Source organism: Oscillibacter acetigenes, assembly GCF_025567605.1.
GTDB classification, from domain to species: domain Bacteria; phylum Bacillota; class Clostridia; order Oscillospirales; family Oscillospiraceae; genus Oscillibacter; species Oscillibacter welbionis.
This window is the reverse complement of sequence record NZ_JAOQKG010000002.1, coordinates 421,404-446,293: the sequence shown is the minus strand read 5'-3', so window position 1 is coordinate 446,293 and position 24,890 is coordinate 421,404. Positions and strand designations below refer to the sequence as shown.

General features: G+C 63.5%; 23 protein-coding genes. 15 read left to right on the top strand and 8 right to left on the bottom strand.

Features of this window, described 5'->3' with window-relative positions:
- Positions 1-50: 50 nt before the first annotated feature.
- The gene (locus OCV80_RS06020; RefSeq protein ID WP_136891539.1) at positions 51-956 is read right to left on the bottom strand and encodes an S-layer homology domain-containing protein; all 906 of its coding nucleotides are present in this window, start codon (positions 954-956) and stop codon (positions 51-53) included.
- A gap of 229 nt (positions 957-1,185) precedes the next feature.
- The gene (locus tag OCV80_RS06015) at positions 1,186-2,175 is read right to left on the bottom strand and encodes a 2-hydroxyacid dehydrogenase (protein WP_136891538.1); all 990 of its coding nucleotides are present in this window, start codon (positions 2,173-2,175) and stop codon (positions 1,186-1,188) included.
- Positions 2,176-2,432: 257 nt separating this feature from the next.
- Between OCV80_RS06015 and OCV80_RS06010 the strand changes: the two genes are divergently transcribed.
- From OCV80_RS06010 to OCV80_RS05955, 12 genes are all read left to right on the top strand, one after another.
- Positions 2,433-3,158, top strand: coding sequence for a GntR family transcriptional regulator (locus tag OCV80_RS06010; RefSeq protein WP_021749345.1), 726 nt, complete (start codon positions 2,433-2,435; stop codon positions 3,156-3,158).
- Positions 3,159-3,180: 22 nt separating this feature from the next.
- Complete coding sequence (purE, locus tag OCV80_RS06005) at positions 3,181-3,678, top strand: 5-(carboxyamino)imidazole ribonucleotide mutase (protein WP_021749346.1); 498 nt, start codon at positions 3,181-3,183, stop codon at positions 3,676-3,678.
- A gap of 196 nt (positions 3,679-3,874) precedes the next feature.
- On the top strand, positions 3,875-4,594 hold the full coding sequence (gene purC, locus OCV80_RS06000) for a phosphoribosylaminoimidazolesuccinocarboxamide synthase (RefSeq protein WP_025544893.1): 720 nt from the start codon (positions 3,875-3,877) through the stop codon (positions 4,592-4,594).
- Entirely contained in the window at positions 4,584-6,047 is a 1,464-nt protein-coding gene (purF, locus tag OCV80_RS05995) for an amidophosphoribosyltransferase (RefSeq protein WP_136891809.1), read from the top strand. Before purC ends, purF begins: the two co-directional genes overlap by 11 nt.
- 1 nt (position 6,048) lies before the next feature.
- Positions 6,049-7,083 (top strand): phosphoribosylformylglycinamidine cyclo-ligase, encoded by a 1,035-nt coding sequence (gene purM / locus OCV80_RS05990; protein ID WP_021749349.1) that lies wholly within the window; start codon positions 6,049-6,051, stop codon positions 7,081-7,083.
- Entirely contained in the window at positions 7,077-7,697 is a 621-nt protein-coding gene (purN, locus tag OCV80_RS05985) for a phosphoribosylglycinamide formyltransferase (RefSeq protein WP_267288281.1), read from the top strand. Before purM ends, purN begins: the two co-directional genes overlap by 7 nt.
- On the top strand, positions 7,694-8,410 hold the full coding sequence (locus OCV80_RS05980; protein ID WP_267288280.1) for an IMP cyclohydrolase: 717 nt from the start codon (positions 7,694-7,696) through the stop codon (positions 8,408-8,410). The genes purN and OCV80_RS05980 overlap by 4 nt, the downstream gene beginning before the upstream one ends.
- Positions 8,407-9,585, top strand: a complete 1,179-nt coding sequence (locus OCV80_RS05975; RefSeq protein ID WP_267288279.1) for a phosphoribosylaminoimidazolecarboxamide formyltransferase — start codon at positions 8,407-8,409, stop codon at positions 9,583-9,585. The genes OCV80_RS05980 and OCV80_RS05975 overlap by 4 nt, the downstream gene beginning before the upstream one ends.
- A gap of 184 nt (positions 9,586-9,769) precedes the next feature.
- Complete coding sequence (purD, locus tag OCV80_RS05970; protein ID WP_267288278.1) at positions 9,770-11,050, top strand: phosphoribosylamine--glycine ligase; 1,281 nt, start codon at positions 9,770-9,772, stop codon at positions 11,048-11,050.
- Positions 11,051-11,096: 46 nt separating this feature from the next.
- A complete protein-coding gene (locus tag OCV80_RS05965) occupies positions 11,097-14,792 on the top strand; it encodes a phosphoribosylformylglycinamidine synthase (protein ID WP_136891536.1) in 3,696 nt (1,231 codons plus the stop codon).
- Positions 14,793-14,855: 63 nt separating this feature from the next.
- Positions 14,856-15,344, top strand: a complete 489-nt coding sequence (locus tag OCV80_RS05960) for a GNAT family N-acetyltransferase (protein ID WP_021749356.1) — start codon at positions 14,856-14,858, stop codon at positions 15,342-15,344.
- A gap of 41 nt (positions 15,345-15,385) precedes the next feature.
- Positions 15,386-16,900 (top strand): IMP dehydrogenase, encoded by a 1,515-nt coding sequence (locus OCV80_RS05955; protein WP_021749357.1) that lies wholly within the window; start codon positions 15,386-15,388, stop codon positions 16,898-16,900.
- A 533-nt stretch (positions 16,901-17,433) separates the two neighbouring features.
- On the opposite strand, the gene OCV80_RS05950 is transcribed toward OCV80_RS05955, so the two are convergent.
- Together OCV80_RS05950 and OCV80_RS05945 are read right to left on the bottom strand one after the other, a co-directional pair.
- Positions 17,434-18,003, bottom strand: a complete 570-nt coding sequence (locus OCV80_RS05950; RefSeq protein ID WP_021749358.1) for a hypothetical protein — start codon at positions 18,001-18,003, stop codon at positions 17,434-17,436.
- A complete protein-coding gene (locus OCV80_RS05945) occupies positions 18,000-18,560 on the bottom strand; it encodes an RNA polymerase sigma factor (RefSeq protein ID WP_025543485.1) in 561 nt (186 codons plus the stop codon). Before OCV80_RS05945 ends, OCV80_RS05950 begins: the two co-directional genes overlap by 4 nt.
- Positions 18,561-18,851: 291 nt before the next feature.
- Between OCV80_RS05945 and OCV80_RS05940 the strand changes: the two genes are divergently transcribed.
- Together OCV80_RS05940 and OCV80_RS05935 are read left to right on the top strand one after the other, a co-directional pair.
- On the top strand, positions 18,852-19,265 hold the full coding sequence (locus tag OCV80_RS05940) for a YjdF family protein (RefSeq protein WP_025543487.1): 414 nt from the start codon (positions 18,852-18,854) through the stop codon (positions 19,263-19,265).
- A gap of 129 nt (positions 19,266-19,394) precedes the next feature.
- Positions 19,395-20,213: an amidohydrolase family protein gene (locus OCV80_RS05935; RefSeq protein WP_021749362.1), complete on the top strand. Its 819-nt coding sequence runs from the start codon at positions 19,395-19,397 to the stop codon at positions 20,211-20,213.
- A 63-nt stretch (positions 20,214-20,276) separates the two neighbouring features.
- Here the strand turns inward: OCV80_RS05935 and ftsH are convergent, their stop codons facing one another.
- The 3 genes from ftsH to OCV80_RS05920 form a co-directional block, all read right to left on the bottom strand.
- Complete coding sequence (gene ftsH, locus OCV80_RS05930) at positions 20,277-22,091, bottom strand: ATP-dependent zinc metalloprotease FtsH (protein ID WP_021751877.1); 1,815 nt, start codon at positions 22,089-22,091, stop codon at positions 20,277-20,279.
- The gene (locus OCV80_RS05925; protein ID WP_136891535.1) at positions 22,088-22,537 is read right to left on the bottom strand and encodes a hypothetical protein; all 450 of its coding nucleotides are present in this window, start codon (positions 22,535-22,537) and stop codon (positions 22,088-22,090) included. The genes ftsH and OCV80_RS05925 overlap by 4 nt, the downstream gene beginning before the upstream one ends.
- Before the next feature lie 148 nt (positions 22,538-22,685).
- Positions 22,686-23,228, bottom strand: coding sequence for a TetR family transcriptional regulator (locus OCV80_RS05920; RefSeq protein ID WP_021749366.1), 543 nt, complete (start codon positions 23,226-23,228; stop codon positions 22,686-22,688).
- Positions 23,229-23,490: 262 nt separating this feature from the next.
- Between OCV80_RS05920 and OCV80_RS05915 the strand changes: the two genes are divergently transcribed.
- On the top strand, positions 23,491-24,354 hold the full coding sequence (locus tag OCV80_RS05915; protein WP_036630382.1) for a DegV family protein: 864 nt from the start codon (positions 23,491-23,493) through the stop codon (positions 24,352-24,354).
- Positions 24,355-24,495: 141 nt separating this feature from the next.
- Here OCV80_RS05915 and OCV80_RS05910 read toward each other — a convergent pair whose 3' ends face one another.
- A complete protein-coding gene (locus OCV80_RS05910) occupies positions 24,496-24,888 on the bottom strand; it encodes a metal-dependent transcriptional regulator (RefSeq protein ID WP_021749369.1) in 393 nt (130 codons plus the stop codon).
- Positions 24,889-24,890: the final 2 nt, after the last annotated feature.

Genomic DNA, 24,890 nt, shown 5'->3' with positions numbered 1-24,890 from the left:
GTTCACCCAATGGAAAGGCGGCCGCCGGTTTTTCGGCGGCCGCCTGGCGTTTATTTGATGGCAAAGGTGACGGAGACGGTGACCTGCTGTTCTCCCAGCAGCCCGCCCTGCGCCACGCAGTAGGTCCCGGCGGGCAGGACGCCGCCCCAGTCCAGCTCTCCCCAGCTGAGGGTAAGCTTCCGGCTCTCTCCCGGGGCCAGCTCATAGGCAATGGCGATGGTGTCCATTTCCTTGTTCATCTGATACCAGCCGCCGTTCACCTGCCGATAGAGACCGTAGTCCGCCCCATAGGAGAAGGTCTCCTCCGCCGCATTTTGCAGTACCACAACCGCGCCGGTGGTAGTGCATTGCTGCAGCTCCATCGTCAGCCCCTCCGGCGCCGCAGACAAGGCAGCCGCGGGCATCCCGCCCAGGAACAGCCGCTGGGTCAGAACGGCCAGCTCCTCCCAGGAGACGTTCTCCGCCGCCTGCAGCTCCGTGGCGCTGCCGGAGAACCACAGGCCGTTCCGCACGGCCCATTGGACAGCCTCCCGACTCCAGGTTGGGATGGTATCCACGTCCCGGTATCCGGCCAGATCCCGGTCGCTCCCCTTCTCCAGCGGCAGGTCCGTGGTCTTGGCATAGCGGTACAGCATCACCGTCGCCTGCTGGCGGGTCACCGGTGCCGCAGGACGGAAGGCACCGCCTGCATAGCCCCCTGCGATGCCGCTGGCCTTAGCCCAACAGAGCGCCTCGAAATACGGAGACCAGGAGCCCACATCCCGGAAGGGTGCGGAGCTGCCCTCGCTGACCACAGGAGCGCCGCCGTGGGCCACATGGGCGTCATACAGGGCGTCTGCAAAGGCCCCGCGGCTCACCGCGTCCGGCGGTGTGCTTCCAGTCCCGCTGGCGGCACCGCACAGCAGCAAGCAGGCGCACAGGCACAATATCCAACCTCTCCAGATCCGACGTCTCATTCGGCGTCACGCTCCCCTTCTTTGTTTTTCCTGACTCCATGCGCCGTGCGGGCCATGAGAACAGGCAAGCCGGTTGGCGCATGAGGGTTTTCCGCATACAGACCCACAGCCCGCGCGCAGGACTTTCAAACCGCACATGGTCCTTCTACCATAGGTCTTTATAGGAATTAGACGATTTTTCCATAGGTTTTGTTTCATCTCCGGCAGAATTTTTTACCGTCGGCGAGCATCACAGGCCGTTGACGATGTTGTCCGGCCGCTCTCCCGCAGCCAAATGCTCCACATTTCGCCACATGTGGGCATGGGCCCGACGGAAGGATGCCTCTGTAATGCCGCCCAGGTGGGGTGCCAGGACCACTTTCCGATGGACCTCCGGCGGCAGCGCCGTCAGGGGGTGCCCCGCCGGCACCGGCTCCGGGGACAGCGTGTCCAACCCCGCTCCAGCGATTCGCCCCTCCAGCAGGGCCTGCCGCAGGGCCTCGTTGTCCACAAGGTCTCCCCGGGCGGTGTTGATGAGGTACGCTGTGGGTTTCATCCGCCGCAGCAGAGCGGCATCCACCAGATTCCGGGTCTCCTCCGTGACAGCGCAGTGGAGGCTGACGATGTCGCTCTTCTCCGCCAGCTCCTCCAACGGCAGGTAGGTGACGTGGTATTTTTTCTCCTCTTCCGGCAAGCGGCGGTGCTTGGTGTAGTAGTACAGCTCGCAGCCGAAGGGGACCAGCCGCTCCGCCGCGGCCCGCGCAATGTCTCCAAATCCTACCAGGCCCACCTTGCAGGCAGAGAGCTCCGTGATCCCCTCCACCATGCACCGCTCTTTCATCTCCATCTGCCGTCCCGCCCGGACGGCCTCGTCCCCCTCCAGGGCATGGCGCAGGAGCATCAGTATCAGCAGGACCGTCTGCTCCGCCACGGCCCCGGCGTTGCAGCCCTTGTTGTTGCAGACGTAAATGCCCCGCTCCCGGGCGGCGGAGAGGTCAATGCGGTCAAACGCCACCCCCTCCGAGTGAATCAGCCGCAGGCAGGGCATGTGTTCCATCAGAGCAGCGGACACCACCGTGATGGCGTCCACGAACAGCACCTCCGCATCAGCGCCGGCGGCCAGAATCTCTGCCTCCGTGCTGTCCTTGTCCAGAAATACCAGCTCCTGCTGCTGGATGAAGGGCATCGCGGGCTGATAGGCCCGGTAACGGGCCTCCGCACCCAGGATCACAATCTTCACGGATAACGCCTCCCTCTTTCGTTCAACTCCATTATAACATCCCCCCGGCGGTTGTCCACGGTGAAAACCCACGAAATCCGGCCGTACAAACGCCTCCGGCCCGTGCGTCCTGCCGTCAACAGCAGACTGGATATGCCGGGGCAAAAAAGGAGGGCGGAATCTGTCAAATCTGCCAGTTGCGGCGCCGGAGAAAATCCGGTACAATAGGTATGACTTTTATGGTATTACCTATTTTAAGATCAGAAAGAGGTGTGACTATGAGCGGTCAGCCGGCCCAGACCAAGACCATCCGCTCTCAGCTGCTTGCCGACATGAAGGACGGTGCCTACGCCAGCTGCGAGCGCCTGCCCCGGGAGAGTGTCCTGGCAGAGAAGCTGGGAATCAGCCGCACGCAGCTGCGGGACATTCTGGCCTCTCTGGAGCGGGAGGGCTTCATCACCCGCCGCCACGGAGTTGGCACCATCATCAACCGCCATGTGCTGAACGTCCAGACCCGCATGGACATTGAGGTAGAGTTCCTGGACATGATCCGCCAGAGCGGACATGAGCCGGCGGTGGCCTTTGTCCGGGTTTCCGATGGGACTGCCGATGCCCAGGTGGCCGCTCAGCTCCGCATTCCGGAGGACACCCCCATCATCCGCATCGCCCGGCTGTGCACCGCGGATGGCCGGCCCGCCATCTACTGCGAGGACGTGGTGGAAAAGGCCCTGGCCAAGGGGGATTACACCATCCAGGACTTCAAGCTCCCCATCTTCCACTTCCTCCAGCGGTTCTGCGGCATCTATCCCTATCTGGATCTGACAGACGTGCGGCCCGCCGCGGCGGATGCCGCCCTGGCGGAGATCTTCCAGGTGCCCATGGGCACGCCGCTGCTGAACATGGAAGAGGTGGACTATGACATCGACGGACGCCCCGTGTTCTGCTCCAGCGAGTATTTTGTGGACGGCATCTTCCGCCACACCGTCATGCGGAAAAAACTCTGAGCCGCAGAAAGGAGCGCTTGCGATGAAAAAAGTTGCCGTCATCATGGGCAGCGACAGTGACTGGCCCGTGGTCAAAGGGGCCTGTACCCAGCTGGACGCCCTGGACATCCCCTATGAGGCCCATATCCTCAGCGCCCACCGGACGCCGACCCAGGCGGCTGAGTTCGCCAAGTCCGCCCGGGAGCGGGGATTCGGCGTGGTCATCTGCGCCGCCGGCATGGCTGCCCATCTGGCGGGGGCCTTTGCCGCCAACACCACCCTGCCTGTCATCGGCATTCCCATGAAGGGGGGCGTCCTGGATGGACTGGATGCCCTGCTGGCCACAGTCCAGATGCCCGGCGGCATCCCGGTGGCTACGGTAGCACTGAACGGCGCGAAAAATGCTGCTGTGCTGGCCGCCCAGATCCTGGCGGTGGAGGACGAGGCCCTGACCCGGCGCCTGGAAGCGGAGCGGCGGAAGATGGCGGAGCAGATCGCCGAGAAGGACGCCAAGCTCCAGGAGGAACTCCTGAAATCGTGAGAAATCGGAAATGAGGAATCGGAAAGTCTTGAGTCCGTCCTGACCGGACGGCTCAAAGTTCCGTATCCGCGCCATCCCGCGGCCGGATTTCTGATTTCTCATTTCTATTTTCTCTTTCCCTTCCGTTTTTCTAATGGTTTATCAATTGCCTATTCAAATATCTAATCTCTCAACAGAAAGAAAGGACGAACGCACCATGCAGAAGCTGGAACAGCTCTATGAGGGAAAGGCCAAGAAGGTCTTCCGCACCGACGACCCGGAACTTTACATCGTGGACTACAAGGACGACGCCACCGCCTTCAACGGCCTGAAGAAGGGCACCATTGCGGGCAAGGGCGTCATCAACAACCAGATGACCAACCATCTGATGCGGCGGATCGAAAAGGCCGGCATTCCCACCCACTTCGTTCAGGAGCTGAGTGAGCGGGAGACCCTGGTGAAGAAGGTCTCCATCGTGCCGCTGGAGGTTATCATCCGCAACCTCTCTGCCGGGTCCTTCGCCAAGCGGTACGGTGTGGAGGAGGGCATCGTATTCGACGCTCCCACCATCGAGTTCTCCTACAAGAACGACGAACTGGGAGATCCCCTGCTGAACAGCTATCACGCCCTGGCGCTGAAGCTGGCCACAGCGGAGGAGATCGAGACCATCAAGAAGTACGCCTTTGCCGTCAACGACATTCTCAAGGCCTTCTGGGCAGAGTGCGGCGTCACGCTGGTGGACTTCAAGCTGGAGTTCGGCAGACTGACCGACGGCACGATCGTTCTGGCGGACGAGATCAGCCCCGACACCTGCCGCCTCTGGGACGAAAAGACCCATGAGAAGCTGGACAAGGACCGCTTCCGCCGGGACCTGGGCGGCGTGGAGGGCGCCTATGCCGAGGTCATGCAGAGACTGCTTGCCCATGATGCCGACTGAGCTGAGCGCCGTGCTCCCGGCCCGCCACATCCAAGAGGAGTGCGGCGTGTTCGGCGTGTACGCGCCGGAGACGACGGATGTGGCCCCCCTGGCCTATTACGCCCTGTACGCCCTCCAGCACCGGGGCCAAGAGAGCGCCGGCATCGCGGTGAACGATGATGGCGTGTTCACCGCGTACCGGGATGTGGGGCTGGTGAACGAGGTGTTTCCGGCGGAGCGGCTCCGCTCCCTGGGCACGGGCACCATCGCCGTAGGCCACGTGCGCTACGGCACCACCGGGTCCGACAACAAGCGGAACGTCCAGCCCATCCTGGTGAACCACTACAAGGGCCGCATGGCCCTGGCCCACAACGGCAACCTCACCAACTCCCACGCATTGCGCCAGGAGCTGGAGAGCCAGGGCTCCATCTTCCAGACCACCACGGACTCCGAGGTCATCGCCTACATCATCGTCCAGGAGCGTTTGCGCGCCCCCTCCATCGAGGAGGCGGTCTCCGCCGCCATGGACCGGATCGAGGGGGCCTACTCCCTGGTGATCTCCTCCCCCACCAAGCTCATCGCCGTCCGGGACCCCCACGGCTTCCGGCCGCTGTGCATGGGACGACTGCGGGACGGGGGCGTGGTGTTCGCCTCCGAGTCCTGCGCCCTGGACGCCATCGGCGCCCGGTTCGAGCGGGACATCCTGCCCGGGGAGATCGTGGTGGCGGACAAGTCCGGCGTCAAGTCCGACACCCGCCACTGCGGCAAGGTCCCCAAGCGGCTCTGCGTGTTCGAGTTCATCTACTTCGCCCGGCCGGACTCCGTCATCGACGGGTCCAGCGTCCACGTGGCACGGCAGCGGGCCGGGGCCTTCCTGGCCCTGGAGCACCCGGTCCAGGCGGACATCGTCATCGGCGTGCCGGACTCCGGCCTGGACGCCGCCCTGGGCTACGCCCGGCAGAGCGGTATCCCCTACGGCATGGGGTTCATCAAGAACAAGTACATCGGCCGCACCTTCATCTCCCCCACTCAGGCCATGCGGGAAAACGAGGTCAATATCAAGCTGAACCCCATCCGCTCCGTGGTGGAGGGCAAGCGGGTGGTGCTGATCGACGACTCCATCGTCCGGGGCACCACCTGCCGCCGGACCATCGACCTGCTGCGGAAAGCCGGGGCGAAGGAGATCCACATGCGGGTCAGCGCACCGCCCTTTGTGGCCGCCTGCTACTACGGTACAGACATCGATGACCCCAGCAAGCTCATCGCCAACAACCACTCGGTGGAGGAGATCGCAAAGATCATCGGTGTGGATTCCCTGGGGTATCTGAGCCTGCAGGACGTGGTGAAGCTGGCGGACAATACCCAGTGCGGCTTCTGCACCGCCTGCTTCGGCGGGGGCTACCCCACCGCCGTGCCCCAGGACGGCGGCAAAGACCGATTCGAGTGCAAGATCAGTGAGAGGGAGAGGACCTGATATGGAGAGTTATTCGGAGAGCTACCGGAAGTCCGGCGTGGACATCACCGCAGGCTACGCCGGTGTGAAGCTGATGGCCCCCCACGTGGCCCGGACCAGGATCCCCGGGGTAGTGTCCGGCATTGGGGGCTTTGGCGGGTTGTTCGCCCCGGACCTGACCGGCATACGTGAGCCGGTGCTGGTGTCCGGCACCGATGGGGTGGGCACCAAAATCCGCATCGCCCAGCTGCTGGACCGGCACGACACCGTGGGCGTGGACTGCGTGGCCATGTGCGTCAACGACATCATCTGCTGCGGGGCAAAGCCCCTGTTCTTTCTGGACTACATCGCCATCGGCAAGAATGTGCCGGAGAAGGTGGCCGCCATTGTCTCCGGCGTAGCAGAGGGCTGCGTCCAGGCGGGCTGCGCCCTCATCGGCGGCGAGACCGCCGAGCACCCCGGCATCATGGCGCCGGAGGACTACGACCTGGCGGGCTTTTCCGTGGGCATCGTGGACAAGGGCGATATCATCGACCCGGACCGGGTCCGCTCCGGGGACGTGGTGCTGGCCTTGCCCTCCTCCGGCCTCCACTCCAACGGATTCTCCCTGGTGCGGAAGGTCTTTCACGTGGAGCATGCCAATCTGACGGTCTACTGTGAAGATCTGGGGGAGAGCCTGGGCGAGGCCCTGCTGACCCCCACCCGCATCTATGTGAAGCCGGTGCTGGCCGCCATCGACGCGGCAGAGGTCCACGGCATCAGCCACATCACCGGCGGGGGCTTTTATGAGAACATCCCCCGGTGCCTGCCGGATGGGATGACGGTGAAAATTGAGAAGGCTGCCGTCCGGACGCCACCCATCTTCAAAATGCTCCGGGAGACCGGCCACATCCCGGAGCGGGACATGTTCAACACCTTCAACATGGGGGTCGGCATGGCGGTGATCGTCTCCCGGGACACGGCGGACCAGGCCCTCTCCGCCCTGGCCCAGCACGGCTGCCCCGGCTATGTGATAGGTGAGGTGATCTCCGGAGAGGAACGGGTGATCCTATGCTGAACAAGGCCCGTATCGCTGTGCTGGTCTCCGGCGGCGGCACCAACCTGGAGGCGCTGCTGAACGCTCAGGAAGCAGGCGCCCTGCCCCACGGGGAGATCGTGCTGGTCCTCTCCAGCAATCCCGAAGCCTACGCTCTGGAGCGGGCAAAGCGCCGCGGCGTGCCTGCCATTCCCCTGTCCCGGAAGCAGCTGGGGCAGGAGCCGTTTGAGGCGGCGCTGATGGAGGCGCTGACGCAGTACCGGGTGGATCTGGTCGTGCTGGCCGGGTTCCTGTCCATCCTGTCCTTGGACTTCGTCCGTCGCTGGCCGGACCGGATCGTCAACGTCCATCCCTCCCTGATCCCCGCCTTCTGTGGGAAGGGGTATTACGGGCTGAAGGTCCATGAGGCAGCCCTCCGCCGTGGCGTCAGGGTCACCGGCGCTACCGTCCATCTGGTGAACGAGATCCCGGACGGGGGGCGCATCCTGCTGCAGAAAGCGGTGGACATTCTGCCCGGCGACACGCCGGAAACCTTGCAGCGCCGGGTCATGGAACAGGCGGAGTGGGTGCTGCTGCCCCAGGCCGCAGAACAGCTGGCCGCCCACATCGCCACGGAAAAGGAGGATCATCTGTGAAACAGGATTTATGTGCCCTGCTGCGGGGCAATCCCTATCCCGGCCGTGGGATCGTGCTGGGCATGACGCCGGACGGCAAGTCGTCCGTGGCCGTCTATTTCATCATGGGCCGCAGCGCCAACAGCCGCAACCGCGTCTTCGCGGAGGAGCCGGACGGCATCCGTACCCAGGCGGCGGACCCCGCCAGGATGGAGGACCCCAGCCTCATCATCTACCACCCGGTACGGCAGATGGGCCGGGGACTCATCGTCACCAACGGGGACCAGACGGACACCATCCTGGAGTTTTTAAAGCAGGGCCTTCCCATGGAGCAGGCCCTCCGCACGCGGGAATTCGAGCCGGACGGTCCCAACTGGACCCCACGGATTTCCGGGCTGCTGGGGCCCAACGGCAGTTACAAGCTGTCCATCCTGAAAGCCGCCGACGGGACCGGCAGACGCTGCCTGCGGCAGACCTTCGAGTATCCCGGCCAGCCGGGGACCGGCCACTTCCTCCACACCTACGCCGGAGACGGCGATCCCCTGCCCTCCTTTACCGGAGAGCCGGAGCAGGTGGCCGTGGAAGGGGACATTAACAGCCTCGCCAGCGCCGTTTGGGACGCTCTGGACGAGGCCAACAGGATCTCCCTCTTCGTCCGCTTCACGGACCTGGAGACCCGGGACTTCCAGCAGCGCATCGTCAACAAGTATTCCGGAAAGGAGACCCAGGCATGAACGAACTGGAACTGAAATACGGCTGCAATCCCAACCAGAAGCCCGCCCGCATCTTCATGCGGGACGGGTCCGACCTGCCCCTCACGGTGCTGAACGGCAAGCCGGGATACATCAACTTTCTGGACGCGCTGAACGCCTGGCAGCTGGTACGGGAGCTGAAAGAAGCCACCGGCCTGCCCGCCGCCGCGTCCTTCAAGCACGTGTCCCCCGCCGGGGCCGCCGTGGGCAACCCCCTCAGGGATGTGGAGCGGCAGATGTACTTTGTGGAGGAGGGCGCAGACCTCTCCCCCATCGCCTGTGCCTACATCCGGGCCCGGGGTGCGGACCGGCTGTGCTCCTACGGGGACTGGGCGGCCCTCTCCGATGTGTGCGACGCCGCCACTGCCCGGTATCTGAAATATGAGGTGTCCGACGGCATCATCGCCCCCGGCTACACCGACGAAGCCCTGGAGATATTGAAAACCAAGAAGAAGGGCAATTACAACGTCGTGCAGATCGACCCGGACTACGTCCCCGCCCCCCAGGAGTACAAGGACGCGTTCGGCGTCACCTTCCAACAGGGGCGGAACAACTTTGAGATCAATGAGGCGCTCCTCACCAACCTTGTCACGGAGAACAAGGACCTGCCGGAAGCGGCCAAGCGGGACATGATCGTGGCCCTCATCACCCTGAAATACACCCAGTCCAACTCCGTCTGCTACGTGAAGGACGGACAGGCCATCGGCGTGGGAGCGGGCCAGCAGAGCCGCATCCACTGCACCCGCCTGGCGGGCACCAAGGCGGACACCTGGTGGCTCCGCCACCATCCCAAGGTGCTGGGCCTGCAATTCGTGGAGAACATTCGCCGCCCGGACCGGGATAACGCCATCGATGTATATCTCTCCGACGAGTATGAGGACGTGCTGGCGGAGGGCATCTGGCAGAAGACCTTCGCTGTGCGCCCCGATCCCCTGACGGCGGAGGAGAAAAAAGCCTGGATCGCAGCCCTCACCGGCGTCACATGCGGCTCCGACGCCTTCTTCCCCTTCGGCGATAATGTGGAGCGGGCGAGAAAATCCGGCGTCCAGTACATCGTTGAGCCCGGCGGTTCCATCCGGGATGACCATGTCATTGAAACAGCCAACAAATACGGCATGGTGATGGCGTTTACAGGGATGCGGCTGTTCCACCACTGAGCGTCTTTGAAGAGAAGCGGGCCTGTCCGGCATCCTGCCGCCGGGTCTGCCGAGTCTGGGCCCGGATAGGGGCAATGAAGTTTCCTTTTCTGATTTGCGATGGCAAATCAACCGGGAAAGCCTGTCCGGTTTTCCCCGGTCTCTCTTCACACTGTTTTATACACGAAGCAAGGAGGACGATTCGATGGATCTTCTCGTAGTAGGCGGCGGCGGCCGGGAGCACGCCATCATCAAAAAACTGAAAGAAAATCCGGTGGTGGAGACGATTTACGCCCTGCCGGGCAACGGCGGCATCGCCGCTGACGCCGTTTGTGTGCCGCAGATCAGCGCCACAGACATCGGCGCTATTGTGGACTTCGCCGTCTCCCACGCCGTGGGGTTCGCGGTGGTGGCGCCGGACGATCCTCTGGCTCTGGGGTGTGTGGACGCCCTCCACGCCGCGGGCATCCCCTGCTTCGGGCCGGACGCCAGAGCCGCCCGGATCGAGTCCAGCAAGGTCTTTGCCAAGGACCTGATGAAAAAATATCACATCCCCACCGCCCAATATGAGGTGTTCGATACGTCCGCTGCGGCGCTCGCCTATTTGAAAACCGCCTCCTTCCCCATCGTCATCAAGGCGGACGGTCTGGCCCTGGGCAAGGGCGTGCTGATCTCCCGGTCCTATGAAGAGGCAGAGGATGCCGTCAGGACCATGATGGAGGACCGGGCCTTCGGGGACTCCGGCAGCCGGGTGGTGATCGAGGAGTTTTTGACTGGCCCGGAGGTCAGCGTCCTGGCTTTCACCGACGGCACCGCCATCGCCCCCATGGTGTCCTCCATGGACCACAAGCGGGCGGGGGACGGAGATACTGGCCCCAACACCGGCGGCATGGGCACCGTGGCTCCCAACCCCTGCTACACCGAGGACATCGCCCGGGTGTGCATGGACACCATCTTCCTGCCCACTCTGGCCGCCATGCGGGCGGAAAGCTGCCCCTTCAAGGGCTGCCTGTACTTCGGTTTGATGCTGACCCCGGACGGGCCCAAGGTCATCGAGTACAACTGCCGCTTCGGGGACCCGGAGACCCAGGTGGTGCTGCCCCTGCTGAAAACAGACCTGCTGACGGTCATGCAGGCGGTGGAAAGCGAGACCCTGGGATCGCTCACCGTGGAGTGGCGGCACGCCTCCGCCGCCTGTGTGATCTTGGCCTCCGGCGGGTATCCAGGGCACTACGAAAAGGGTAAGCCCATCTCTCTGCCCGCGTCGGCACCGGGAAACGTGACCATCTACCACGCCGGGGACAGACTGGACGAGAATGGGCAGCTGGTCACCAGCGGCGGCCGGGTACTGGGCGTCACCGCCACCGGTCCCACTTTGCGGCAGGCTTTGCACGACGCCTACGCCGCCGCCAGGGCGGTGGACTTTGACGGCAAATACCTGCGCCATGACATCGGCCAGCGGGCTCTGGCGGCTCTGGCGGACTGAAACGCATATTTTGATGAGCGCCCAACCGGCGCCGGGAGGTCATACGATGGTAAGACGGATCTATGTGGAAAAGAAGCCGGGGCTCCGGCAGGAGGCCCGGGGCCTGCTGCACGAGCTGCAGACCGTGGTGGGCGTCTCCGCCTTGGAGGACCTGCGCCTGCTGAACCGCTATGACGTGGAGGGCCTGGACGAGGCCGCCTTCCGCCGGGCGGTGGGGACAGTGTTCTCTGAGCCTCAGGTGGACGATACTGCCGCAGCCCTGCCCGCCGGGGACTGCATCGCCTTCGGCGTGGAGCCCCTGCCGGGACAGTTCGACCAGCGGGCGGACTCCGCCGCCCAGTGTATTCAGCTGATGACTCAGGAGGAGCGGCCCACGGTCCGCACCGCCAGGATCTATCTGCTCTTCGGTCCCCTGACGGCGGCGGATGTGGACGCGGTGAAGCGGTATGTCCTCAACCCCGTGGAGTGCCGGGAGGCGTCTTTGGACCTGCCGGAGCGGCTGGCGGCAGAGACCGCCGTCCCGGCAGACGTGGAAACGGTCACGGGCTTCACTGCCCTGGACCGGGCGGGCCTGGATACCCTGCTGGCGCGGCTGGGTCTCGCCATGGACCTGGAGGACCTGTCGTTCCTCCAGGCATACTTCCGGGACTCGGAGCGCCGGGACCCCACCCTGACGGAGATCCGGGTGGTGGACACCTACTGGTCCGACCACTGCCGCCACACCACGTTCTCCACCCATCTGGACCACGTGGAGATCAACGATCCGGCGGTCCAGGCCGCCTATAACCGGTATCTGGCCGCCCGGGAGGAGGTCTATGGGACAGAGAAAGCTGCCCAGCGGCCACAGACCCTCATGGATATCGCCACCATCGGCGCCAAGGTGCTGAAGCGACGGGGGCTTCTGCCGGAAATTGACGAGAGTGAGGAGATCAACGCCTGCTCCATCCATGTCGCCGCCCAGGTGAACGACAAGCCCCAGGACTGGCTGCTGATGTTCAAGAACGAAACCCACAACCACCCCACGGAGATCGAGCCCTTCGGCGGCGCGGCCACCTGCATCGGCGGCTGCATCCGGGATCCCCTGTCCGGCCGGGCCTACGTCCACCAGGCCATGCGGCTCACCGGCTGCGGCGACCCCCGGACGCCGGTGGCGGAGACCCTGTCCGGCAAGCTGCCCCAGCGCAAGCTCGCCCAGACCGCCGCGGCGGGCTACTCCTCCTACGGCAACCAGATCGGCCTGGCCACAGGGCTGGTCAGCGAGGTATATCACCCCGGCTACATCGCCAAGCATTTGGAGTGCGGCGTGGTGGTGGCCGCCGCCCCGGCGGAGAATGTGGTCCGCGAACGGCCCCAGCCCGGGGACGTGGTGATCCTGCTGGGGGGGCGCACCGGCCGGGACGGCATCGGCGGCGCCACCGGCTCCTCCAAGAGCCACAACAGGCAGTCTCTCACCACCATGGCCAGCGAGGTCCAGAAGGGCAACGCCCCGGAGGAGCGGAAGATCCAGCGGCTGTTCCGGGATGGGAATGTCACCCGGCTCATCAAGCGGTGCAACGACTTCGGCGCAGGCGGCGTATCCGTGGCCGTGGGTGAGCTGGCGGACGGCCTGGATATCGATCTGGACGCAGTGCGGAAGAAGTACGACGGCCTGGACGGCACAGAGCTGGCCATCTCCGAGTCCCAGGAGCGAATGGCAGTGGTGGTGGCCCGGTCAAACGCAGACCGATTCATCGCCGCCGCGGAGGCGGAGAATCTGGAAGCGTACCCCGTGGCGGTGGTGACGGCGTCCCCCCGGATGGTGATGCGCTGGCGGGGCAGGACCATCGTGGACCTGAGCCGGGACTTCCTGAACACCAACGGCGCCGTGAAGCACGCCCGGGCGGCGGTTCCTGCCCCCATTCCCGCGTCCCCGGTCTCCCAGGATGCCGAAAACTCCTCCCTCCGCTCCATAGCCTCCAGTCTGGCGTCCGCCTCCCGCAGAGGGCTGGCGGAGCGGTTCGATTCCACCATCGGCTGTGGCAGCGTGTTGATGCCCTTCGGCGGCAGAAATCAGAGAACCCCCGCCCAGGTGATGGCCGCCCTTCTGCCGGTGCTGCCGGGGCAGGAGACGGACCAGGCCAGCGTTATGGCCTGGGGCTTCGACCCGGAGGCTATGGCGGCGGACCCCTACCGGGGGGCCTATAACGGTGTGGTCACCTCCCTTGCCAAGCTGGTGGCCGCCGGGGCAGACTATCGAAGGGCCTACCTCACCCTCCAGGAGTTCTTTGAAAAGCTCCGGGAGGACCCCGCACGCTGGGGCAAGCCCTTCGCCGCCCTGCTGGGGGCTCTGGACGCCCAGCTGGACTTCGGCGCGGCGGCCATCGGCGGCAAGGACTCCATGTCCGGCACCTTCAACGATCTGGACGTGCCCCCTACCCTCATCTCCTTTGCCATCGCCCCCATCCGGGCCGGGGAGGTGCTCTCCCCCGAGTTCAAGGAGGCGGGACATCCGGTGTACCTCTTTGCTCCCGCCAACGGCGGCGCCCAGAGCCAGAGGGAAGCCTGGGAGACCTTCCACCAGCTTTGCCGGGCGGGCAGGGTGTGCTCCGCCTGGGCGGTGGAGCACGGCATCGCCGAGGGGATTATGCAGATGTCCTTCGGTAACTCCATCGGCTTTCAGGCCGAGGGGCGTGAGATCGCCTGGGACCTGCCGTGCCCTGGCGCCATTGTGGCGGAGCTGACGGAGGACACAGACCTCCTCTGCGCCGTCAGGCTGGGCACCACCACGGCGGAGCCGGTCCTCACCACCGGCGCTGACAGCGTCTCCATCGACGAGCTGCTCTCCCTGAACGAGTCCGTGCTGGAGGATGTATACCCCAGCCGAGTCCCTGCCGATCCTGCGCTGGTGCCGGTACTGGAGGCCCCGGCCTTCTCCCGCGCCGCTCCCCGGACAGGCACGGCAAAGCCAAAGGTGCTGATTCCTGTGTTTCCCGGCACCAACTGCGAGTACGACAGCGCCCGGGCGGCGCTACGGGCTGGCCTGGAGCCGCAGATCCTGGTGCTGAATAATCAGACACCGGACCATGTGGCGGCATCCGCCGCCCGGTTTGCCCAGGCAGCCCGGAGCAGTCAGATCCTCTTCCTGCCCGGCGGCTTCTCCGGCGGCGACGAGCCCGACGGCTCCGGCAAGTTCATCACCGCCTTTCTCCGGTCCCCCCAGGCCGCAGACGCGGTGATGGACCTGCTGCAAAACCGGGATGGCCTCGTCCTGGGCATCTGCAACGGCTTCCAGGCCCTCATCAAGCTGGGGCTGGTCCCCTTCGGAGAAATCCGGGACACAGATGCCGCCTGCCCCACGCTGACTTACAATGTCATCGGCCGCCACCAGTCCCGGATCGTCCGGACCCGGGTGGCCTCCAACCGGTCCCCCTGGCTGACCAAGGTCCAGGTGGGGGACATCGTCAGCGTCCCCATCTCCCACGGGGAAGGGCGGTTCCTCTGCCCGCCGGATCTCTTGGCACAGTTGGCGGAAAACGGCCAGATCGCCACCCAGTACGTGGATCTGGACGGCCATCCCACCATGGATATCGACGGCAACCCCAACGGCTCCGTCTGGTCGGTAGAGGGCATCACCTCACCCGACGGCCGGGTCTTCGGCAAGATGGGGCACGCCGAGCGGGTGGGGCCCTGCCTGTACCGAAATATCCCGGGGAATTACGATCTTGGCCTGTTCGATGCCGCAAAGGACTATTTTTCTCTCTAACGGTTGACAGACCGGCCGGAACCGGGTATCATATCTGAAACATCCGCCGGGAGGTGCTTGAATATGGATTCAACCGTTGTGATCGAACCGGCCTATAATGCCCTCTCAGACGTTCGGGCCCTGTTTGAGGCGTACACCGCCATGCTGGTGACGCACGACCCAGCTTTTCAAATCTATCTGGACATCCAGCACTATGCGGACGAGCTGCGCGCCCCCGCCGCCAAGTACGCCCCGCCGGACGGACGGCTGTACCTGGCCCGGGTGGACGGGCGGGCGGCGGGCTGTATCGCCCTGCGGCGGCTGGACGGCGAGCGATGCGAAATGAAGCGCCTGTACGTCCAGCCGCAGTACCGGGGCCGGGGGCTTGCCCGGCAGCTGATCCGCCGGATCACAGAGGACGCGCGGCAGATCGGCTACCGCTGTATGCTGCTGGACACCCTGCCGGTTCTGGAGGATGCCGTCCGCCTCTACCGGCAGCTGGGATTTTACGAGATCCCCTGCTACAACGACAGTCCTGTGGAGTCCACACTGTTTTTCCAGCTGGACCTGTAAATCCAGCTTCCACTTGAAATCTGATGAAATGAGGTGGCCCTATGGCTTATTTTTTCTCCGAGCCCTCCCGTACCTTCAGTGAGTACCTGCTGGTGCCCGGCTACTCCTCCGCGGAGTGCATTCCCGCAAACGTCTCCCTCAAGACCCCGGTGGTGAAGTACCGGCGGGGGGAGGAGCCCGCTCTCACCATGAACGTGCCCATGGTCTCCGCCGTCATGCAGGCGGTATCCGGAGAGCAGATGGGCATCGCCCTGGCGAAGGAGGGCGGCATCGCCTTCATCTATGTCTCCCAGCCCATCGAGCAGCAGGCGGAGATGGTACGGAGGGTGAAGAACTACAAGGCGGGCTTTGTCATCAGCGACTCCAATCTCCGCCTGGGGGACACGCTGGCGGACGTGCTGGCCTTGAAGGAACGGACCGGCCACTCCACCATGGCGGTCACGGATGACGGCACCGGCACCGGAAAGCTGCTGGGCCTCGTCACCAGCCGGGACTACCGGGTGAGCCGCATGGACCCGGCCACCCCGGTCAGCGAATTCATGACCCCGGCGGAGAAAATCGTCTCCGCCCCGGAGGGCACCAGCCTGAAGGCCGCCAATGATATCATCTGGGACCACAAGCTCAACGCCCTGCCCATCGTCTCCGCCGGCGGGCATCTGGTGAGCTTCGTGTTCCGGAAGGACTACGACTCCCACAAGGGCAACCCCCTGGAGCTGCTGGACAGTCAGAAGCGGTATGTGGTGGGCGCCGGCATCAACTCCCGGGACTATGAGGAACGGGTGCCCGCCCTGGTGGAGGCCGGCGCGGACGTGCTGGTGATCGACTCCTCCGAGGGCTACTCCGAGTGGCAGAAGCGGACCCTGGCCTGGATTCGCTCCCGCTATGGCGACACCGTGAAGGTGGGCGCCGGCAACGTGGTGGATGGCGAGGGCTTCCGCTTCCTGGCGGATTGCGGTGCCGACTTCGTGAAGGTGGGCATCGGCGGCGGCTCCATCTGCATCACCCGGGAGACCAAAGGCATCGGCCGGGGCCAGGCCACGGCGGTCATCGATGTGGCGGCAGAGCGGGACCGGTATTTTGCCGAGACCGGCGTCTACGTGCCCATCTGTGCCGACGGCGGCATTGTCCAGGACTACCACATCACCCTGGCCCTGGCCATGGGCGCGGACTTCTGTATGCTGGGGCGGTATTTCTCCCGGTTCGACGAGTCCCCCACCAGCAAGGTGCTGATCGGCGGCAGCTATATGAAGGAGTACTGGGGCGAGGGCAGCGCCCGGGCCAGGAACTGGCAGCGGTACGACCTGGGCGGAGCGGCCAAGCTCTCCTTCGAGGAGGGCGTGGACTCCTACGTGCCCTATGCCGGCAAGCTGTCGGACGGCATGGCCACCACCCTTTCCAAGGTGCGGTCCACCATGTGCAACTGCGGCGCGCTGACCATCCCGGAACTGCGGGAGAAGGCCAAGTTGACCCTGGTGTCCTCCGTCTCCATTGTGGAGGGCGGAGCCCATGACGTGCTGCTGAAGGACACCACCAATTCGGGGAATCAGCGGAGCTGAGAGATTTTTCCTGCCAGAAAATACGAGGCGGCTGGACGGAAGGCCAGCCGCTTTTTTATGGGTCCCACATAGGGGGATTCAGCCGCGATGACGGCTTGTCCCAATGCACATTCCAAAAGAACGCCTTTTGTCGCGCTCCGGCACGTGCATGCAAAGTTGCTGTATGGGGGCGGCATGAGAGGGTGCCTGCGGGTTTACGATGGCATCCCGGCGGGCGCGGCGGAGTGCCGCAGAGACTTGGCAGTTGATTCCCGCGGCGAAGTGCCGACCAAAATCAGGGTGTAAGGACGCCTTCGATCTGCCTCTGTTTTTCTGTCTCGCGCTGCGGCGCTCTCAGTATTTGCGACACCAGTGTTCCGCTGGTTTCCCTCCTTCTGCGCGCTCCGCTTGCCCGCATCGGGCACGCCGCAACCGTAAGGCGGCACAGCCGTCAACGGATGCGCAGTCGCTGCGCGCTCCCCTGGCGGTCGTAGGGGCCGCCCTTTTTGGGAGGGAAATAACGGGACGTTTCCGCATCAGCCCTTCCTGCGCCCTTACGGGGATAAGGTCTTTAATAGTTCTTCTCCTGTGACCCCCAGCTGCGCTTCATCACTTGCAAACGGGATCCGCAGCAGTGCTTCTCCGTCTACTTTATAAATATATATGTAAATGCCGGAACCGATGTCCTGGGTATCGCCCAAAAATGAAAGGACCTCTTCTCGCGTCATGGTCGGTGTCAATTCCCTGACCTGTTCTGATGTCACCTGTGTTGGCCTTTGTATCGGTTCTCCGCTATCTGGCAGCAGGTTCAGAATTTCTTCCGTCAGCAGGCTGCTTTCTCCCGCATCCATCGTTTTCACGGCCTCTTTGATTTCCGTGCGGGAGTAGTCGCTCAGATCTTCAACGGGGATCCCGAGGGAACGCAGATAATCCACTGCCGCATGATACTGAATGGTATCCATGGCGAATACGGTCAGCGGCGCCGCAAGCAGCAGGCATAAACAGGCCGCGATCACTTTCCACTTAAACCGCCTCCGCTTCTCGGCTTTGGGATTTGCTCCGGCCTCTTTCACATAGTTCTCATTGATGTCACCGAGGACTTCGCAAAATTCCTCTCTTTTCACAGGTCAAAGCCCCTTTCCTGAAGATAGTTGTGTAATTTCAGCCGGAGGCGATTCAGTGTTACGGATACATGGTTCTCCGTCATTCCAAACCGGGACGCGATCTTGGAAACCGGATCGAAATACCAGTACCGGCAGACAAAAATGCGCCTCTTATCCGCTGGAAGCCTCTCCAAAAAAGTGTCGATCGCCCTTACAAGTTCCCTGCGGTCCACTGCCCGCTCCACGTTGTCCGTGTCGGATACGAGCTCCGCAATTTCATCCAGCACAGCCGGGGCCTCTCCGCCGCCTCGTTTCTCCGCGATATGATGCTTGTATCGGTTCAGGGACAAGTTTCTCGTGAGCTTCCCCAGGAATGCGGACAGAACCCTGGGCCTGTGGGGCGGCATAGAGGTCCATGCACACAGATAGGTATCATTGACGCATTCTTCGGCGTCTTCCCGATTGCCCAGGATGTTCCAGGCGATCGAGTTACAGTAGTTTCCATATTTGCCGGATGTGGCGGGGATGGCCCGCTCATCTCGATCCCAGTATAACTGGACGATTGTTGTGTCATCCATCGGCTTTCACCTCGCTTCTTATTTACCCCTTCACTGATATACACAAGGTTTGCGATCAAATCTTACAGCTTGTTTCGGTCCCTTTTATCATATCATACGACCGCCGCGGCTGATGGGAAAAGGGACGCTTTGTCTCCCGGCCTTGCCATCCCGCGCCCGCTGTGGTATGCTGATAGCGCAAAGATAAAAACACGTCCCGGTTGGTAGTCCGGGAGCGGCCCATGTGCCGTCAGTAACCTGCCTCCTTGGTTGTCCGTTCTTTGTGCGAGACCTTTAAAGGAGGACACACGCATGGGCACAAGCAGGCTCACCATCCTGTTCGACGATCCCTTCTGGATCGGCCTGTACGAGCGGGAGGACGACACGGAGTACTCCGTCTGCCGGATCGTCTTCGGCGCGGAGCCCCGGGACCAGGAGGTCTACGCCTATCTTCTGGAACACTGGCGGACGCTGCGATTCAGCCCGCCCCGGCCAGGGACAGAGCATCTGCCCCCTCCCAAAAGCCCCAAGCGGCGCCAGCGGGAGGCCCGGCGGATGACCCAGGCCGCAGGGATCGGCACCAAGGCCCAGCAGGCCCTGAAGCTCCAACAGGAGCAGGGGAAGCAGGCCCGTCTCGCCCGCACCCGCCAACAGCGGGAGGCGGAGGAAGCGCGGAAGTTCCAGCTGCGGCAGGCGCGTCGAAAGGAAAAGCACAGAGGTCACTGACCTCTGTGCTTTTTTCGGGAACCGTTTTCATACGGGGGTTGCGAAGGCGGCAAACTCTGTTATAATAGCGGTGTTGAAAAATCGCCGCTCCGCTGGATACCGGGGCGAACTGGAAGGAGAACTGCGGGTATGAAGATCATCGACGCCCACCTGCACCTGTTTTCGGAAGATTCTGCCGAGGAGATGGCCCGGCAGGTGGGCCATCACAACAACGTAGACCATCTGCGGGAGGTCTATGGAGAACTGCACATTGCCCACGGCGTGGTGATGGGAAATCACAGTCTGGAGCTCCGGCGGCACGACTACCCCACAGACCTGTTCCACTACTGCGTGGGCCTGGACAGCAGCCTGCTGGAGGACGGGAGCCGGGTGATCCCGGACCTGGCGGACCGGGTGGAGGCGCACCTGCGGCGGGACAACTGCTGCGGCGTGAAGCTGTACCCCGGGTACAACAAGATCGCTCTGTCGGACCCCATGTACCAGCCCATCTACCGCCTGGCAGCCCGTTACGGTAAGCCGGTGGCCGTTCACATGGGGCTGACCGCCTTCTCCCGGGCCCATCTGAAATACTGCCACCCCCTGGCCCTGGATGAGGTGGCGGCAGACCATCCGGATACCCAGTTCGTCATGTGCCACTTCGGCAACCCCTTTCTGGAGGCCGCGGCGGCAGTGGTGGAGAAAAATCCCAATGTGGCCGCCGACCTGTCCGGCCTTCTGGAGGGGCGGGTGGACCTGGACGCCTATTTCCGGGAGCAGGCGGGCTACGTGTTCCTGCTGCGCACCTGGCTGACGGCCATCCAGTGCTGGGACAAGGTGATGTTCGGGACCGACTGGCCCATTGTCAACCTGGGAGAATATATCGGCTTTATCCGCCGGCTGGTGCCGGAGACACACTGGGAGCCGGTGTTCTTTGACAACGCCAACCGCATCTACGGCCTGGGGCTGTGAGACGGCAGCAAAAGAGGAGGCGCCGAAGGGCGCCTCCTCTTTTCTGATTTACGGATCGGATGCTCACTGATTCAGGATCTCCATGAACTCGTCACCGGTAATCGTCTCCTTTTCGTACAGATACCGGGCCAGCTCGTCCAGCTTCTCCCGGTTCTCCGAGAGGATTCGGTTGGCCTTTTCGTGCTGGCGCTTCACCAGCTCCACCACCTGCCGGTCGATCTCCGCCGCAGTCTCGGCGGAGCAGGCCAGGGAGGCGTCGCCCCCCAAGTACTGATTTTGCACTGTCTCCAGGGCCACCATGTCAAAGTCAGGGCTCATGCCGTACCGGGTAATCATGGCCCGGGCCAGCTTGGTGGCCTGCTCGATGTCATTGGAGGCGCCGGTGGAGGCGGAGTGGAAGACCAGCTCTTCCGCCGCCCGGCCGCCGGTAAGCGTGGCGATCTTGTTCTCCAGCTCCTCCTGGCTCATCAGGTAGTGGTTGCCCTCCTCCACCTGCATGGTGTAGCCCAGGGCGCCGGAGGTCCGGGGCACGATGGTGATCTTCTGTACAGGGGCGGAATTGGTCTGCTTGGCCGCGACCAAAGCGTGGCCGATCTCGTGGTAGGCCACCACCTTCTTCTCCTGGTCTGTCAGGATGGCGTTCTTCTTCTGGTAGCCTGCGATGACCACCTCGATGCTCTCTTCCAGATCTGCCTGGGCAGCAAAGCGGCGGCCGTCCCGGACAGCCCGCAGCGCCGCCTCGTTGACGATGTTGGCCAGCTCTGCGCCGCTGGCGCCGGATGCCATTCGGGCCACCTTGCCCCAATCCACGTCCTCCGCCACCTTGATCTTCTTGGCGTGGACCTTCAGAATATCCTCCCGGCCCTGTAGGTCCGGCAGCTCCACCGGCACCCGCCGGTCAAACCGGCCGGGCCGGGTCAGGGCGGGGTCCAGGGACTCCGGCCGGTTGGTGGCCGCCAGGATGATGACGCCGGTATTGCCCTCAAAGCCGTCCATCTCGGTCAGCAGCTGGTTCAGGGTCTGCTCCCGCTCGTCGTTTCCGCCATAGGCGCCGGAATTCCGCTTCTGGCCGATGGCGTCGATCTCGTCGATGAACACGATGCAGGGGGCCTTCTCCTTGGCCTGCTTGAACAGGTCCCGCACCTTGCTGGCGCCCATGCCCACGAACATTTCCACGAAGTCGGAGCCGGAGATGGAGAAGAAGGGCACGTTGGCCTCGCCTGCCACGGCCTTGGCCAGCATGGTCTTGCCGGTGCCGGGAGGGCCTACCAGCAGGATGCCCTTGGGCATGGTGGCGCCGATCTCCTGATACTTCTTTGGGTCGTGGAGGTACTCCACGATCTCCTTGAGATTGTCCTTGGCCTCGTCCTCTCCGGCCACGTCGGAGAATTTGATGCCCTCAGAGGACTTGACATACACCTTGGCGTTGGACTTGCCGAAGGCCATGGCGTTGGGGCCGCCCATGTTCTTCATCATGCGCCGGGAGAGATACTGCCCCAGGGCAACAAAGATGACGATGGGCAGGATCCAGGTCAGCAGAAAGCTGAGGATGGGATCCGTCTGCTGGATGACTTGGCCGGAGAACTCCGCGCCGGAGTCCTTCAGCATCTGTTTCAGGTCCGGATCCGGGATCATGCCGGTGGAGTAGACGGCGGTCTCATCCTTGTTGGTAAAGACGATCTGGTTCTCCTGCTCCTGGATCTCCACTTGGCCCAGATCCTGGTTTTCCGCCATGTCCATGAAGGTGCCGTAATCCACCTCCTGGATCTGCTGGCGGGCCATCCAGGGCATGGCCAGGAAGTTGAACAGCAGCAGAATCAGCATGGCCACGCAGTAGTAAAAAATCAAGGGCCGTTTCGGGGGTCTGACTTCTTTCATACGGGATGTTCCTTTCCTTGTTGTTCCTCACAGTTCATCTGTTGGTCCATGGCGGCCAGGGCCGCCAGCAGGGCGCTGCGCACGCCCTGGGCCGCGAAGTCGATGGCGTACTCCGCGAAAAGGGCCGCTGCCTCCGCCCGCTCCTCCTGCGGGTCCTCTTCCCCGTGCATCAGGCGGGGCAGCCTGTCCCGCAGCAGCTCCTCCATCCGTTTGGAGTAGTCCCGCTGGACGCCCGCCAGCTCCGCCACTGCCGGGGAGCGGCAGCCCTCCGCGCTCTGCTCCAGCAGCAGGGCGTTTTCCCGATAGTCATCCAGCACGTCCGCCAGCAGGTGCCGGATCTTCTCGTGGTCCGCCCCCTGGCACAGCTCCAGGCGGCTTCTCAGCAGGCCGTACTGATGCTCCAGCTCGCAGAGCTTCACGGCAAACATTCCATCTCTCAATTCCATGCGCGCACTCCTTTCCGGTCACTGCGCTGTCTCCGCTCTCATGCTGTGGTTATACCACGTCCGCTCCGTGCGCGCCACTGGCAGAGGAGGCTGTCTGTCCTGACAAAAATGCCCGCGTGTCAAGCTCTTTGACACGCGGGCACATCTGTCAGGTTTCCGGAGGGCGGACCATCTCGCCGGACAGCAGGCGGAACAGCTGATCCGCCAGCTCCTGCCGGTCCAGATCCCGCTGGCGGCAGTTCTCCAGCAGCAGTCCGGTCATCCCATAGGCATAGAAATCCAGGGCAATCTTCCAGTCCCCGGCCCGGAGGGCGGGCGTTCCCCGCCGCTCCCGCAGGCTGTCCGCCAGGTATGTACGGGTGGCGTCCACCATGATCCGCTCTATGGCCTCCCGCCGCTGGGAGTTCAGCAGCCGCTGAACCAGGGGCTGGGATTCTACGGCAAAATCCACGAAGACGCCCAGGGCCTCCTGGGGGGTGGCGGCGTTCAGGCTCTCGCGCACCAGTCGCTGGACTCCCTGCTGAGCCGCCCACTCCACCACATCCACAATGTCCTTGAAGTGGTAGTAAAACGTCTGACGGGAGATCCCACAGACCTCCACCAGGTCCTTCACGGTGATCTTGTCTGCATCCTTCCGGCGAATGAGCTCCAGCAGTGCATCCGCCACAGCGGCCTTCACATCCAGCGGCACGGTCTTTCCTCCCTTTCAGATCCTGTGTTTTATCATACCGGAAATCCGCCGCCTTTGGCAAGTCCTCTCGCTACAAAATTTCACCAGTAGACAGGAACGGGCTTCCTGTTCCCCCTACGGGGATTTTCCTCTTGATTTTTACGGTAGCATTCCATATACTAGGTTATATTGATATGGTGTGACGGAATGGGCACACCATATCATCCGATCCGGCGGACAGGTCTGCCGGCCCTGCATGAGAGAAAGGTTTGGAGATGTGACCATGACACCCCAAAAAATCGCCCTGCTCACGGATTCCTGCGCGGACCTCTCCCCTCAACTGGCGGCGGAAAACCAGGTCTTTGTCGTGCCCCTGCGGATCCTGTGCAAAGACGGAGAGTACCGGGACGGCGTAGACATCCACGCCGCCGACATCTATGCCCGGCTGCGGTCCGGAGAGCTGCCTCAGACCTCCCTGCCCGCCGCTCAGGACATTTCGGACGCCTTTGACGCCATCGCCGCGGCGGGGTATGACGGGGTCATCGCCCTGATGCTCTCCGGCGGCCTATCCGGCACCTACAACATGGTGCGGCTGCTGGCGGAGGAGCGGAGGGACCTGACCATTCGGGTGTATGACTCCGTCAGCGGGTCTCTGGGCACCGGTATGATGATCCTCCAGCTGGCAGAGGAGCTGCGGCAGGGGATGGACTGGCAGACGCTGACAGAGCGCCGGGTGCCTTGGTTGATCCAGAACACCTTCCCCTTTTTCTCCGTGGACACGCTGGAATATCTACAGAAAGGCGGCCGCATCGGCAAGGTGACGGCCATGGCGGGCACCATGCTCCAGATCAAGCCCCTCATCACCTTCGCCGCCGACGGGCAGCTCCAGTCCATTGCCAAGGTCCGGGGCCGGAACCTGGTGATCCGCAAGCTCATCGAGCTGGTGACGCAGTCCCACAACGGCGCGGCGCGGTACAATCTGGCGGTGGCCAACGGCGGCGCTCCGGCGGAGATGGAGATTCTGCAGGGCAAGCTCACCACCGCCCTGCCAAACTACGACCACATCTGGAGCGGCGAGCTGGATGGTACGTTGAGCGTCTACATCGGCGACGGCGTGCTGGGAGCCGCGGTACAGAGACTGGAATAGAGCGTGAAGATAAAGGATCGGAAACAAAAGGACCTGGCGGCCCAATGGCCCCGGGTCTTCTCAAAATATATCATATCTCTTTTATAGTTCTATGCTCAAGAAAAGAGGCAGTCCTGCGGCAAAAGCCGCAGGACTGCTTTTTTAAGGCGTGGCACATCCCATTGTCCCGCCGGATTCGGTCGTGCAGAGCTTTCGGAGACAGTGCTCCGGCAGGACTGAGGCCAGGGCCCCCGCCACGGCGGCGGTCTCTTCCCGGTCCAGGTCCAGGCCCAGGGCCGGCAGCCGCCGCTCCAGGTCCCGGAGGCCCGCTTGCAGCTGATGGGCCAGGGCCGCCCCCGTCTCCGTCAGGGTGATCTTGCCGTAGCGTTCCTTGGTCACCAGGTCCTTTTCCGCCAGGACAGCCAGCATCCGGGTGACGGAGGGGCGGGACACCTGGAGGACCCGGGCCACCTGGGTGGAGCTGACCGCCGCCTTTCCCTGGGACAGCTCGCCAATGGCCAACAGATACCGCAGATGCGCTTGGCTCAGTTCCATGA